The 13,784-nt window shown below is 43.5% G+C and carries 16 protein-coding genes and 1 tRNA gene; 8 read left to right on the forward strand and 9 right to left on the reverse strand.

Translation table 11 applies throughout. From position 1 onward, the window contains the following. The first annotated feature begins 91 nt into the window (after positions 1–91). The 4 genes from mreD (at position 92) to ACE1CD_RS30880 (ending at position 2,841) form a co-directional block, all read left to right on the forward strand. Complete coding sequence (gene mreD, locus ACE1CD_RS30865; protein ID WP_374800651.1) at positions 92–673, forward strand: rod shape-determining protein MreD; 582 nt, start codon at positions 92–94, stop codon at positions 671–673. Between the two features lie 88 nt (positions 674–761). After that, positions 762–1,868: a bifunctional diaminohydroxyphosphoribosylaminopyrimidine deaminase/5-amino-6-(5-phosphoribosylamino)uracil reductase RibD gene (ribD, locus tag ACE1CD_RS30870; protein ID WP_374827231.1), complete on the forward strand. Its 1,107-nt coding sequence runs from the start codon at positions 762–764 to the stop codon at positions 1,866–1,868. Between the two features lie 158 nt (positions 1,869–2,026). Then, positions 2,027–2,638: a hypothetical protein gene (locus ACE1CD_RS30875; protein WP_374827232.1), complete on the forward strand. Its 612-nt coding sequence runs from the start codon at positions 2,027–2,029 to the stop codon at positions 2,636–2,638. A 35-nt stretch (positions 2,639–2,673) separates the two neighbouring features. Next, the gene (locus ACE1CD_RS30880) at positions 2,674–2,841 is read left to right on the forward strand and encodes a hypothetical protein (RefSeq protein ID WP_374827233.1); all 168 of its coding nucleotides are present in this window, start codon (positions 2,674–2,676) and stop codon (positions 2,839–2,841) included. 134 nt (positions 2,842–2,975) lie between these two features. Here the strand turns inward: ACE1CD_RS30880 and ACE1CD_RS30885 are convergent, their stop codons facing one another. Then, a complete protein-coding gene (locus ACE1CD_RS30885) occupies positions 2,976–3,209 on the reverse strand; it encodes a hypothetical protein (RefSeq protein ID WP_374800657.1) in 234 nt (77 codons plus the stop codon). Between the two features lie 157 nt (positions 3,210–3,366). Further along, the gene (locus ACE1CD_RS30890) at positions 3,367–3,531 is read right to left on the reverse strand and encodes a hypothetical protein (RefSeq protein WP_374827234.1); all 165 of its coding nucleotides are present in this window, start codon (positions 3,529–3,531) and stop codon (positions 3,367–3,369) included. A gap of 86 nt (positions 3,532–3,617) precedes the next feature. Here ACE1CD_RS30890 and ACE1CD_RS30895 point away from each other — a divergent pair, with 86 nt between their 5' ends. Further along, on the forward strand, positions 3,618–3,779 hold the full coding sequence (locus tag ACE1CD_RS30895; protein ID WP_374827235.1) for a hypothetical protein: 162 nt from the start codon (positions 3,618–3,620) through the stop codon (positions 3,777–3,779). A 68-nt stretch (positions 3,780–3,847) separates the two neighbouring features. Here ACE1CD_RS30895 and ACE1CD_RS30900 read toward each other — a convergent pair whose 3' ends face one another. From ACE1CD_RS30900 to ACE1CD_RS30920, 5 genes are all read right to left on the reverse strand, one after another. Next, a complete protein-coding gene (locus ACE1CD_RS30900) occupies positions 3,848–6,493 on the reverse strand; it encodes a S8 family peptidase (protein ID WP_374827236.1) in 2,646 nt (881 codons plus the stop codon). Then, positions 6,486–7,550 carry an ATP-binding protein gene (locus tag ACE1CD_RS30905; RefSeq protein WP_374827237.1) on the reverse strand — a complete coding sequence of 355 codons (1,065 nt, stop codon included), beginning with the start codon at positions 7,548–7,550 and terminating at the stop codon, positions 6,486–6,488. Before ACE1CD_RS30905 ends, ACE1CD_RS30900 begins: the two co-directional genes overlap by 8 nt. Positions 7,551–7,779: 229 nt before the next feature. After that, a tRNA-Ala gene (locus tag ACE1CD_RS30910) sits at positions 7,780–7,852 on the reverse strand. A 51-nt stretch (positions 7,853–7,903) separates the two neighbouring features. Further along, positions 7,904–8,626: an HAD family hydrolase gene (locus ACE1CD_RS30915; RefSeq protein ID WP_374800665.1), complete on the reverse strand. Its 723-nt coding sequence runs from the start codon at positions 8,624–8,626 to the stop codon at positions 7,904–7,906. Then, the gene (locus ACE1CD_RS30920) at positions 8,601–8,789 is read right to left on the reverse strand and encodes a hypothetical protein (RefSeq protein WP_374827238.1); all 189 of its coding nucleotides are present in this window, start codon (positions 8,787–8,789) and stop codon (positions 8,601–8,603) included. The genes ACE1CD_RS30915 and ACE1CD_RS30920 overlap by 26 nt, the downstream gene beginning before the upstream one ends. Positions 8,790–8,861: 72 nt before the next feature. Here ACE1CD_RS30920 and ACE1CD_RS30925 point away from each other — a divergent pair, with 72 nt between their 5' ends. From ACE1CD_RS30925 to ACE1CD_RS30935, 3 genes are all read left to right on the forward strand, one after another. Beyond that, positions 8,862–10,043: an RtcB family protein gene (locus ACE1CD_RS30925; RefSeq protein WP_374827239.1), complete on the forward strand. Its 1,182-nt coding sequence runs from the start codon at positions 8,862–8,864 to the stop codon at positions 10,041–10,043. A gap of 161 nt (positions 10,044–10,204) precedes the next feature. After that, the gene (locus ACE1CD_RS30930; RefSeq protein WP_374800671.1) at positions 10,205–10,801 is read left to right on the forward strand and encodes a GNAT family N-acetyltransferase; all 597 of its coding nucleotides are present in this window, start codon (positions 10,205–10,207) and stop codon (positions 10,799–10,801) included. Beyond that, positions 10,789–11,613, forward strand: coding sequence for a class I SAM-dependent methyltransferase (locus ACE1CD_RS30935; protein ID WP_374800673.1), 825 nt, complete (start codon positions 10,789–10,791; stop codon positions 11,611–11,613). Before ACE1CD_RS30930 ends, ACE1CD_RS30935 begins: the two co-directional genes overlap by 13 nt. Here ACE1CD_RS30935 and ACE1CD_RS30940 read toward each other — a convergent pair. Next, entirely contained in the window at positions 11,610–12,200 is a 591-nt protein-coding gene (locus ACE1CD_RS30940) for a Uma2 family endonuclease (protein ID WP_374800675.1), read from the reverse strand. The two genes, ACE1CD_RS30935 and ACE1CD_RS30940, sit on opposite strands and share 4 nt — an antisense overlap. 43 nt (positions 12,201–12,243) lie before the next feature. After that, a complete protein-coding gene (locus ACE1CD_RS30945; RefSeq protein WP_374800677.1) occupies positions 12,244–13,752 on the reverse strand; it encodes a TM0106 family RecB-like putative nuclease in 1,509 nt (502 codons plus the stop codon). Positions 13,753–13,784 lie beyond the last annotated feature (32 nt).

Raw genomic sequence — 13,784 nt, forward strand, 5'->3', positions numbered from 1 at the left:
GCCTTGGCAAGGGAGAGAAAAATAGAGAAAATTAGCTGAAAATGCGGGTCGATTCAACCAAAAATGACAAGTCGCCGATAAACAATAACCAATGACCAGTTACCGCTCTTCATCTCAAAAATATCATCGCTGGCTTGATATCTCTAAATGGCATCCCACCAACCGTAAAGTTATCAATGCGATCGTCACGATTGGCTCAGTTTTATTGTGTTTGCTTTTATTGCTGGCTCGATTACCGGGAATGGAATTATTGGGCTTGGGGCCCGATTGGTTGTTGATTTGGGTGGTGGCATGGAGCGTAAAGCGCAGTCCCATATCAGGCGCGATCGCAGGTTTGAGTTTGGGGCTGATTGAAGATGGGATGACGGCACCTTATCCTTCTCATGCAATTAGTCTCGCTTGTGTGGGAATTTTGACCGCTTGCCTTAAAAAACAACGATATGTCGAAGAAGATTTTATTTCGGTAGCGTTAATTGTTTTTGGCATGGCAATAATGTCAGAAACGGTTTTTGCGCTTCAGTTCACAACTATAAGCGATCGCAATATGGCTGAAGTTTGGACTCAACATCAGCGCATTGCCCTGGCATCAGCTATTCTAAGCAGTCTCTGGGCTCCAGTTCTTTACTATCCGCTCAATCGTTGGTGGAAAAAAGTAAACTGGCAGGAGTCGTAGTTGAAGGTTCGCTGTTCGTAGTTCGCGACAAAGCAGGAAAGAAGACAAAATATCAACATTGTGCCTCTCGCTACCCAGGCTATGAACTATGAACAATGAAGAATTCGATCGGGCGATGATGCTGAGATGCTTGGAACTGGCTCGTTTAGCTCTAGGACAAACTGCGCCCAATCCTTTGGTAGGTTCGGTAATTGTCAGAGAAAGTAAGATCGTCGGGGAAGGGTATCATCCGGGAGCGGGTCATCCTCACGCGGAAATTTTCGCGCTCAGGCAAGCAGGCGAACTGGCTAAAGGTGCGACTCTATATGTTAATTTGGAGCCTTGCAATCACTACGGACGGACGCCTCCTTGTTCGGAAGCGCTGATCGCAGCTGGTGTGGGTAAGGTGGTGGTGGGTACGATCGATCCCGATCCGCGAGTGTCTGGTGGCGGAATTGAGCGTTTGCGATCGGCTGGTATTGAAGTGGTAGTGGGAATTGAAGCGGATGCCTGTCGCCAACTGAATGAAGCTTTTATCCATCGCGTTCTGTATCGCCGCCCATTTGGAATTTTGAAATTTGCTACGACTGTGGATGGTAAAATTGCCACGACCACCGGCGACAGTGTTTGGATAACGGACACAAATGCTCGCACCCAAGTACACAAGCTGCGGGCTGCTTGCGATGCTGTAATTGTGGGTGGCAATACCGTTCGTCGAGACAATCCCCACTTAACCACTCATCAAACAGAGGGGCACAATCCTTTGCGAGTTGTGATGAGTCGAACGCTGAATTTACCGGATCGAGCTTATCTATGGCAGACGGCAGAAGCTGGTACTTTGGTTTTGACTGAAAAAGGAGCTAATCCAGATTTTCAGCAGTTTCTGCTCAAAAGCGGTGTGGAGGTGGTGGAATTGGATTCGCTCAGACCTGCGATCGCTCTGTCATACTTGTACGAGCGGGGTTTACTTTCGGTGTTGTGGGAATGTGGAGGTACTTTGGCTGCACGAGCGATCGCAGAAGGAACCGTACAAAAAATTTTGGCTTTTATTGCCCCTAAAATCGTTGGTGGCACTTCTGCGCCAACACCTGTGGGAGATCTGGGATTCACTAAAATGAGCCAAGCGTTTACTTTAGAACGAGTCAGCTGGCAAACTGTAGGTCAAGATTGTTTGATGGAAGGTTATTTACCTGCACAGATATGGGCAAATGTTTGATCTAGAGTGGAGAGATTCTGGGAACTGGCAAATCGAAGTTAAGGACTAAAGAAGAATATACAATAGCCTTGACGCTCAATGCCCTATGGCTTAAGTTCCCGGATTGAAAATACCAATCTAGGTAGGAAGTGCAATAGACTAACAACAGCACAGAAAAAATGCTAGAACTTACTTTTTTAAGCTTATTTGTCGGTAGTCTTGGTTTCCAGGCAACAGCTATTGGGGGATGGATGCGTTGGTATCAAGCGGCGGTGGTGCAAGAAGAGGAACAGGAGGAAGAAATTTTGACCCGTTACGAATCCAAGGCAAATGCCGAGGCAGAAGCGCCTGGGCAACCGAACGGTTCCGCACAAGGGTTATCCCGCGAGCTGCGTTTGGCAGGATGGGAATTTAAAATTGTGCGAGCTAACCGGGATCTGTTTCGCGACCCGGTTGTGTTTCAGCGTTTATGCGATGAAGAGGGGGAAGCTGGTTGGATTTTACTAGAAAAACTGGACGATCGCCGCGTGCGATTTAAGCGACCTGTGGCGTTGCGGGATCTGATTAAGCCGGAACGTTTGAAATTCGATCCCTACAGATGTTATTATGGTTCGTCGTCAAGACCGCTGATGTGGTTGGGTGCGATCGCTGCTCTAACGGCAATTATTTTACCTGCTTATCTAGGTTATGCTTTGGTGGCCAGTACTCTCAAACAATCGACAGTTAATCCCTCCGCTATTCAAGAGCAAATTTCACCAGAAGGAACGCCAGAACCATCGCCGCGAGATTAGTCTGTTGTTAGTCTTGGTAAAAATGCCGATCGCTAATGACCGTAACTGATTACTACAAAAATTCACATAAAATTTCCCAGGTGCGCTTTTCTTGGAAGAGCGCTATTTGGCTTGGTACGTTGTGGCGATGCGGTGCTAAAGCGCAAGCAACAACGTACCTGCTGAATTTTTCTACTTCTGCTCCCCTTTCCCAGCTTTCTTAAAGATACAAAAGTACAAAATATCAGAGGCAACCGCAGGTGTTGCGAGTTATTGGCTCAATATTTTTATTAATGTTATAAAATATACCAAATTAAACGATCGGGGACATCCAATCCGATCGGGCTTTTTAGTATCGCTAATGGGTTTCTTGCCAGGTGGACTGACGCTCTAAGGCGAGGTCTCTGATCAAGGTCAATTTAGAGTAAATATACTCGTTGAGGATGTTGGTTTCGTTGTGGTCGAGCGATCGCTCGTTTTTCAATTGTTTGAGTAGCCACTGTACCAGCGTCGCATCATCGAGTTTTAACAGGATATTCGCTTGGGTGGTTTCAATTAAAGTCCATAACTGACGTAGTAGGGTGGGAGTCATACGACCTCCTCTTAAGTATTCCTTTACGTTTTAAGATACCCAATTTTGCTGGTACTAAACGGTATTGCACACAAGATGATACAAGAATTACAAAATGCTTAATAAACTGACTAATATCTTGATGGAAAAAGAGAGTATAACTGCCTATTTTCGCTATCTATACCGAAAGTTCTGTATGAGAACTTCTGCCAAGGGAGTGAATATGGTTGGGGTAGTATAAGGTGCGGGGTGTAATACTGCTGGGATAAGGGTAGGCGCGATTTCTTGAGATACCGTACTTTGAAGTAACTTCCTCTGGCGGTAATATTTTAACTTGACCCATAAGCCGTTTGATAGAGAAGATTTGTTATAAAACTTTACGAAAAATGCGATCGGGTGGTATTCGCTGCAATAAAGCGAGTTTCTGGAATGGAAGAAGGGAAATTTGGTTGTGACTGGGGGAAGAAATGGGGTGTGTGCGATCGAGCGATCGACATTAACTGCCTTCTGTATTCTAGGATACGATCGATCGCGGCATTTGTAACTTTTGATTTAGTTGTGCCGAAAGTTACAAATTTAAAAATAGATTAATACTGCGGGGATGTACACTCCAGAAAACCGTTTTCTTCCTCCGTATGAGTGGTTGAAAGATAAAGTTTTTATACAGATTGCTGAATCTGTATTTTCTGCTGTTGTTTAACTTCGGTACGTGCTTTAGCTTCTGCTTCAACAAACGAGGTATATACGTCTATACTTGAATTGACAGCTTCAAAACTAACAGCCAGCGCAAAAGGTACTTCAGCATTACTATCTTGGTTCCATCCTGTGTGTCCAACTACAGCAATACAGAAGCTTTCCGGTAGCTCATAGGATTTTACAGTAGCCCAATCTTTCTGAACAGTTCCTTTACTTCGGGACAGTTCCTTTACTATGCCATCAATTCCTTTTGGGCTTGTTTTACCTTTACCTAACTGTTTTTTTCCTAATGTCCATTGGAATAAACCATCATCTTTCTCAGTTTCTTCTGGTGCATCATAGTCTTTGAGAACTCTTTTGAGAAAACGCTTGGGATCTTCTCCCCGTTTGCTACAAGTCCAATCTAACCAAGTTGATAGATATTTCCTGTGATTACGTCGGGTACGACGAGGTTCAGCCACATAAGAAAGCGTGATCTCAATCAGAATGTCGAACCCTTCCCCTTGAGGTAAAAAATCTTCTGGCACTTTTACTTGGTAAACTTTAGCTTGTCGAGCTTTAATACGCTCTAGCCCTCTAGTTGTTAGTGTTACCCGATTAGGAGAATTGCCAAGAGCGCGATTGATGTCTGGAATACCATAACCCATAGTCCGAATGGCATGATAAAGTTCTTTAGTATCCAAATTATTTGTCCACGCTGGTAAACGCGCTGATTGAACAATGAGTGCGCGGTAAAGTAGTGTGCTTTCTTGAGGAAATGCTGCTGCTAATGCAGCAGCGATATGTGTGACTTTAGGTGCAGCAAATGATGTCCCTACGGCATCAGCACTAACAGGTTTACCACCATCACGGGTTGAACGAATTAATTCTGGACAGACTGACTCTGGGGTAGTGAAGTTTGGTGAAGTTGGTGAATCAATCACATAGTCCCCTCCATATTCAACTACTTCTGGTTTAATAGTGTCCCAGATGCCTGGGCCTGAACATGAGAAAGAAGATGGATGATTTTCCTCTGCAATTGACCTTAGTGGTGGATTATTATAAGTGCTGTGAGCAACAGAACCGACAGTTAGTGCTTGAAAATTTTGCGCTGGATTAGCGATCCGTGCAGAGGGTTGCAGTAGATATTCTGGATAGTTACGACCAGCTTGTATATGAGCAGAAATTGAAGGGCGTGTTATATAGTTGACCCGTGCTTCAATATTACCAGCAGCCACAATGAATAGAACATCGTTTTCCCAGCTTAGTTTATCGATGGCTGCTGCCCAAGGAGTCATTAATTGGGTGCGACATGGTGAAATTCCAGCTATTGAGTGGTTATAGATTCGCGTTCTAGTTTGCCGATAATAAATGTCCACAATTTCCTCTAGAACTTCTGGCGGGAATAGAAGTTTAGGTAGTTCGTTACGAGCATTTAAAATTCTGGCATTTTGAAGCCAACACACTGCCTGTTGACGACCTGTTAGAGGAATACCTCGTGGGTATAAAACTGCTCCTGCAACTCTAGTACCATGCCCACCACCTCTACAATAATCAGCAGTCATATTAATTTCTCCAGGCACCCAAGATGTAGAGAGAGTAGAGTCAATCGCAACTTTCAGTTTAGGGTGAATCTCTTGAATACCGCTGTCGATAATACAAACTTTGGGTGCGTTTGGCTCAGCTGCTTCTAATTCAAACTGCTCTCGATCGGATTCGGAACTATTCGGTGTATCGGAAGGAGCAATAAATTCATCGGCTTCGCTGACATCAAAAATATATGGAAAGTTGAGAACAAGATCCTTTAAACCTTTACCAAGTATGCGAATTCGGCAAGAAAAGCTATCGGGTAACCGCGAAATTCCAACTTCTTCACCTGGACTAGACCGCAAAATTTCTCCACGATATAGCGGGTCTTGAATAAATTTAAGAAACTTGGCTTCTCGGTCTGAATACAGATCATCCCACTCTTCAGGTGTAAGATTATGTTTATCCAGCCATTTATTAATGCTTTTCTGAAAGTTGTCATCATTCTTAAATTTTTCACGTTTAGGGCATCTAGAATATTGTTCTTGAATGTTGATACAAGAAATACCTACATCCACAAAGTATTCTTGATGATCTAAAATTTTATCCCACTGGAATTGAAGACTAGGAGAAAGAATATACTCCGGTCGTCTAGTTCCTTCCACAATTTCCCATATTTCTGGAACTTTGCCACCACCAGGCTGGGACTCAATGAATTGCTGAATCTTTTTTCTGAGTTCCGAAAGCCCTATATCTGCGGATGCTCCAATAATGTAACCTTCTTCCAGATCGGCAACAACCTCAATACCGAAACTTTTCAGTGCATCTGCGTCAAATAAATTAGGGTCTACTTGCAAAATGAATGAAATTGCATCTGGAAGCTCAGGTTTACCTTCTTCCTTGCGCTTTTCGCGTTCTTCCTCCCAACTTGAGACAATAGATGATATAGAAGACTTTAGCTTGCTACCATGTCCACCTCCATTGCCTCGATTAGCCAGAGTTGTTGTAGAGGGCTTGCGCCCACCTCCTGTAGGTGGAGCAGCAGTTCCTTGATTGGTCAAACGTAGCGGTAAATGAGGAAATTGATTCAATTGCTCAGACATGGGAAATTACAACGTCTTGAATAGATGCCTCAAAATGTTCTTGGATGACAAGTTCTTCCCGATCGAGGATGGCGCGTTTGGCAGCATCTTGAGCAACTCGAACAATCTGTGCAGCTGAAAGTTTATCCAGTTTTTGCACGATTATTTCCCAGTTAATTACGCCAACCTCAACTGAGGAAAGTGTCTGTTTTAATATAGCCTCGATTTCTACCGATGTAGGTTTTGGCACTTCGATGACATCATCAAATCGTCGCCATACAGCTTCATCCAGAAATTTAGTCAGGTTTGTGGCTGCAACAAGCAATCCATTTGAGGCTTCGTATTCATCAAGGAGTTGTAAAAAAGTGTTAACAACTCGCTTAATTTCGCCAACTTCCTGAACGTCTTCCCGTGATTTAGCGATCGCATCACATTCATCAATAAATAATAAACACGGAGTTTGAGAGGCTGTTTCAAAGACTTCGCGCAAATTGGTTGCAGTTTCCCCTAAAAATGAAGAAACCATTGCATCAAAGCGTACTTTTACAAGACTAAGCCCTGTATTCCAAGCTAAACGTTCAGCCCCCATCGTTTTACCGCACCCAGGAGTACCGTAGAGTAGGATTTTTTGGCGGTAGCGTAAACCGTGATGAGCCAGCCGATCGCGAGCCGCATATTCTCTTTCAATACGACGAAAACGCTCTTCCACAACATCCGAAAGAATCATGTGGTGTCGTAAACGCTCTCTAGCAATACTAACAATGAAGGGATGGTTAAAACGCTGCTTGCTCGACAGCAAGGTTAGGGAGTGAGTATCAGGTGCCCTTGAAAGAGTGCCTCTGTAAGGTGCAGAAGAAATTGCATCACCAGAGGTATCAGGTGAAAGTGCTGACATCTCTGGAGGAGTGCGGGGCGATTTACGACTGCTTTTGTGGGTAATATTTTCGAGTTGTTCAGCGAGGAGGGTATGTCCTTTTTTACGTTCTTCCTCGACGACTACAGATAGCATACTTTGGATCGCCGTTTTATCTTCACTAGCGATCGCCCTAAATAGCCGTTTGAGCAACTCTCCTTTCATTTTGCTGATTTACTGCTATATAGTACTATTGTACTACTAAATAGGTACATAGGCAAACTTAGACAGTTGTCCATTTTAAATCTATATGAGTTTGCTTTCTCCAATTATTACTATTGTCTAACTTTGCTAGGACATCACCAGAAACAAAGATTTCTATATAAGATCGGCATTTAATTACCTGATAGTAGATTTTTAGTAGACTTGCGGTTAACTAGCTTCCCGGAACCTATGGAGAATACCGGACTCGAACCGGTGGCCTCTGCGGTGCGATCGCAGCGCTCTACCAACTGAGCTAATTCCCCGTGTTGAGGATTTCATCTCGCATCGACGAAATGCCATCCTTTATTATAGCACTAGCTGGCGGTTGTTTGGGGTGCTTTTCGGGAAAATAATTCTTGCACTCGCTCCAGTTCTAGATGTGAAAGAAAATCTACTGTCCAGTTCGCTTGTCGCTGAAGCATATGGAACGGGTAGGTATTCGCGACGCCAACTACCTGTATGCCAGCACTTTTGGCTGCTGTTATCCCGGCAAAAGTATCTTCAATTGCCAGACATTCGGACGGTTGCAGGTTCAAATCGGGAAATTTCTGATTTAATCGCTCTACTGCTAGCAGATAACTGTCTGGTTCTGGTTTGCTGGCGGTGAGGTCATCTCCGGCGACGATTAACTCGAAGTTTTGGGCTAGCTTAGCTCGATTTAGTACCAGTTCCACTTCCGCACGCAGGGCACCGCTGACTACTGCCATTTTTATTTTGGCGACTCGGAGCTTGTAAATCAAGTCCTCCAGTCCTGGATAAATGGGTAATTTTTCCAGTTTCTCCAATTCTTGCCGGTAAGCTTCGGCTTTGCGGATGAGCAGCTGGGTTAAGTAGTTTTCCGTGACAACTCGACCCCTACGAGAAAGTATATCGGATAGACAAGCGCGATCGCTCCTACCGAGACAAATTTCTCGATATTCCCCCGGTTTTGGCCGCAAATTTTCATCAATCAAAATCTGGCCAATCAGCTTTTCGTGAATCGCCTCATCATTAATGATGATGCCGTTAAAATCAAACAGTACTGCCTTTAGTGTCATGCCTCAGTTTTTGGGATGAGGGGGTGCGGCTTGATTGTTCCCACCTTAAAGATTTTACAGGGCTGGCAGTGCGATCGAGTACGCCCATCCCAGAAACCCCTTCAAGAAACCCGGTTTCTTCAAGAAACCGGGTTTCTAGGGTTTCTAGTGTGGTGTAAGTCATGATGCGATCGAGGAAATTTTTGTATTATATTAGTAGTATTACGTAATTATTCTTTGAGAAAGCAAACGGGTTATGCCCTACGAAAAGTTAGAAATGTCAACACCAGCGCCGATACTTTCTTGGGCTAACCACAGCCTTGGCCCAGAAGAAAGTAAAATGGCCAAGAATGTAGCATCGCTGCCCTTTGTTTTCAAGCACGTAGCGCTAATGCCGGACGTTCACCTGGGCAAAGGTGCTTTGGTGGGGTCTGTAATTGCTACTAAAGAAGCAATTATGCCAGCTGCTGTCGGGGTCGATATCGGTTGCGGGATCATGGCTGTTAAAACTCCATTTAATGCCGATAAACTTGAAGGCAAGCTGAAGAAAATTCGTCTGGATATCGAAGCAGCTATTCCCGTCGGATTCAACGAAAATAAAGAAGCCGAAAAAACAGTTATAAACTGGCAGGGTTGGCACGATTTCAAGGAACTGCATCCGGGAGTGCAACACCTGGAAAATAAGGCTATCAAACAGATGGGTTCTCTCGGTGGCGGCAATCATTTTATTGAAGTTTGTGTGGATACAGATAATCAAGTTTGGTTGATGTTGCACTCCGGTTCGCGACATATTGGTAATATGTTAGCGCAGCATCATATTGAAAGGGGAAGGGAATTAGCTAAGTTGGCAGATATCCGTCTACCAGATCGAGATTTGGCTTATTTTGTGGCGGGTACGTCAGAGTTTGCTGCTTATTGGAATGATTTACAGTGGGCGCAAGATTACGCTCGTTTCAATCGCGATGTGATGATGGCGCGTTTGAAGCGGGTTATTGAAAAACATCTGGCTGGCGGTAGAGAATTTAAGCCTTTATTGTCTGTGAATTGCCATCATAATTATGCGGAAAAAGAGGTACATTTTGGTGAGGAAGTTTACGTTACGCGCAAGGGTGCGGTGAGGGCTACTGAGGAAGATTACGGAATTATTCCGGGTTCGATGGGAGCAAAATCTTACATTGTTAAAGGTAAGGGAAATCATGAAAGTTATTGCAGTTGTTCTCACGGTGCTGGGCGTTTGATGTCTCGCAATAAGGCGAAGAATAATTTCAGTTTGGATGATTTGATTCAACAAACTAAAGGGGTGGAATGTCGCAAAGATGAGGGTATTTTGGATGAAATTCCAGGTGCTTATAAGCCGATCGATGAGGTGATGGCCAATCAAGCGGATTTAGTTGAGGTTGTAGCAACTCTCAAACAAGTTATTTGCGTGAAAGGTTAGATTAGGTACGTAGTTGGGCTTGACGCCTCTTATCCCTCGAATAAGAGGCGTCAAGCCCAACTACGTACTCAGGGCTAAAGCCCAACTACGTACTCAGAAAGCAACTTGCCTTAATAAGGTGGGTAATACCTACCTTACTAAAAATTTCGATCGTCAAACATATGAAAGTATTTCTCGAAACTGAAAAATTGATTCTCCGTTATTTTACTGAGGCAGATGCCGATAATTTATTTACTTTGGATAGCGACCCGGAAGTAATGCGATTCATCAGTGGTGGTGTGCCAAACGATCGCGCATTTATTCAATCGAACTTTCTGCCTAGAATTATGGGATATTACAGCAAATACGAAAATTTTGGCTTTTGGGCAGCTATCGAAAAATCAAGTCAAGATTTTATCGGCTGGTTTCATTTATATCCTGCGATCGAAAATGCTTTCGCTGTCGAACTAAATGTAGTAACTGATGAAGAAATCGCCCTTGGTTATCGCCTGAAAAGAGAAAAATGGGGCAAAGGTTATGCAACTGAAGTTTCGCAATTGTTGGTAGAAAAGGGTTTTGCTGAATGGGGCGTTAAACGAGTTGTGGCATGGGCTTTAGTAGCAAACAAAGCCTCTATAAGAGTAATGGAAAAAGTTGGCTTAAAATACGATCGAGAATTTACTTTTACAGAGAGTCAATTGCCACATCTAAAACCGTCTGAACGAAAAGCAGTTAAGTATGCTATTTCTAAAGGAGAATTTTACAAATGTATAAACTAACAAATACTGAAGAATATAAGCAGCGAGTGATTGCGGAATTTAATGCCAGAAATAACTACGATAATGATTTTCGCTATCGCCTCGCGAATCGTTTGGTGGAACTGGCAGGATTGCAAAAGGGACAAATAGTTTTGGATGTGGCAACTGGGACTGGTATAGTTGCCATTTCCGCAGCACAAATCGTTGGTGATGAAGGCAAAGTTATCGGAGTAGATATATCTTCAGGTATGCTAAGTCAAGCGCAACGCAAGATTGAATCAGCCAATCTGAAAAATATCGAATTACAGGAAATAGATGCAGATTTTCTCAACTTTGGCGATGAAAGTTTTGATGCGATTTTGTGTTCTTCGGCAATTGTGTATTTGAGCGACATTCCCACTGCATTAAAGTCCTGGTATCGCTTTCTGAAAAAGGGTGGATTGGTAGCTTTTTCTACTTTCCCGGATGGTGTACCTAGTTTGGCTGAAATGTTTGCAGCGATCGCGACAAAGTATGGTAGCTCAATTCCAGACGTGAAAGAACCACTGAATACCCCAAAAAAGTGCCAGAAAATGTTGCAGTCAGCAGGTTTTGAAAATATAGAAGTGAACACAGAACAGTTTGGTTATTATATGAGTGTCAGCGATGCGAAAAGTTTTTGGGATCAACTCTCTAATAACAATTTAATTAAGCCAAATTTGCCGGTTTCGGCAGAAGAATTACAGCAATTTAAGTCTGAATATATTGCCGCAATTGAGGCGTTAGAAACTGATAAGGGAGTTTGGAATGATTTTACAACTTTCTTTGTATTAGCTCGCAAAGTGGTTTTTTAACTTTCTTCTTCTGTTCTATTTTCGCTGAATTCTACATCCTCATACAGAGCATCAATGCTAATGCGAAAGTCAACGCTAGCTAAGTAAATTTCGCTTCCTTGGGTGTAGGTATGCAATACCCAAAGTCCTTCTGCGTTGCGACGGAAAACCTCGACACGCTGACGCTTTTGGCCGATCAATACATATTCTTGCAGTGTTTCTAATTCTTGATAGTCAGCAAACTTATCGCCACGATCGAATGCTTCTGTTTTCGTGGAGAGTACTTCTACAATCAAGCTGGGATATTTCTTGAAAGAGGAGAACGCTCTATCCCGTTCATCACAAGTTACCATAACATCGGGATAGTAAAAGGTATTGGCTGTATCAATCCGCGCTTTCATATCTGACGCATAGACACGGCAACCTCTACCCCGAATATGATTTCTCAATAGAGCTGTTAAGTTGACAGTAATGGTTACATGGACGTCACTTGCTCCTGCCATTCCGTAGACTTGTCCCTCAATGTATTCGTGCTTGATGGGACTTAGTTCTTCTCCGGCGAGATATTCTTCGGGAGAGATGAAGTTTTGAGCTTGACTGGCAATCATTTGTTTGCAAATAGGACATCCATTATAATAATAGCTTACCATCTCAAAGAGCGTTAACTTTGAGAGCATCGCGCACAAAGTTGGCTAACCAATTTTTAACGTGATGTGTGGCGCGACAATCATCTTCATTGTAACGGACGATCGCATCTAAGCTGGCGCGATCGCTTATCTTCAACCAACGATCGTACCAGTAAATTGCCTGCGCTCCATTTGCCTTGGTATCCCGCCATTCAAAACCCATCCACCGCGCAATTGATTTGAGAGTATAATTTTCCAAAGGCAAGGTTACTTTAGTGGTGATTTCCTCATGGATATCCACAAAGCGATCGAGCAGAGGTTGCCACAAATCGTTAGATGTTTTGTAGCGTCCAGCTAATTGCCTGACAGCTTGCATTTCGTAATCGCAAAAATGGAAAATAGGGGCAGAAGGATAAATCCAAACTAAATCTAAAAATTGCTGCCAAACTGATGCCTCATCTTCCGGTTGTTCTGCCAAAAAAGCATAAAATTTTTCAGTTTTAGCTTCGCGATCGACAACCAGCACTCCTAAAAGATAATCTATATCTAGATCGGGATCGGCTTCTATATCAAAATACAACTCAATCGGTGCAGTCGGTAAATTTATAGTTAGATCGGGTTTGCAAATAACTCGATTTTCTAATACAGATTGTGCTTGCCTAATTAGCTGTTCGGCTATTTCGCTACCGAAAACAGGTTCCAAAACGCTGAAGCTGGCATCGGCTAAAGATTCCAATGTTGTTAAATTAAGCGTTTTCAAAATGTCGTAGCGACTGGGAGTAACTCCTGGTAGCAGCGAGAGGTGCTGCTGAGATTTGGCTACGCCGTGACAGTAGCTATGCCATCCACAAATATTGCATTTTTGGCGACTGATAAAAATTTCTGGTGGTGACTCTTTTAGTAACTGTTGAATGCACTCTTCTAAAATTATCTGCATTTGAGGAATGCGAATGTCTAGCTGCACGGAATACGGTCTTTTTCCACGCAAAATTAGCCATGAAGTTTCGGGCATTGCCTCTTGTAATTGGGCTAGGACTTGGGCGTGAAAAGCAGCGATAATTTGATAATCCAATTTGGCACGTTTACCCAATTCAATATCGAGGGGAACGTAATGCCAATCGCCAAAACGAGATTGTCCGGGTTGTTTGATGAATAAATCGGGACGACTCAATAAGGTAAGAGGCGATTCGGGAATATTATTTGAAGGAAAATTTTCTCCACTCTCCCACTCTCCCACTCCCCCCATCGTGCCATCTAGCGTAGCGATCAGTACCCCTTTGCGGATGCGATCGACACCTTGCTGCATCAATGCTAATGTGGCTTGTGTACCAGCTTCCCAATCGCCCTTTGGGTATACTGGTTGGTGATAAACGAGATCTGCTAAAACATTTTTTTGATGAGCGAAGCGGTCTTGGATCAGTTTTAAATAAAAGTCGCTGGGAGGTTCCACCTGGGAGGGGTCTCCCCAGACATCGAGAAACGCCCGTCGGTGACAGCGTTGGTAGTGCAGCAGCAGTTCGGCAGTTACTAACATAACTTTACACTAGCAATAAATCTTGTTTGGGC

The sequence above is a fragment of the Aerosakkonema sp. BLCC-F183 genome, assembly GCF_041929145.1.
Classification (GTDB): domain Bacteria; phylum Cyanobacteriota; class Cyanobacteriia; order Cyanobacteriales; family Aerosakkonemataceae; genus Aerosakkonema.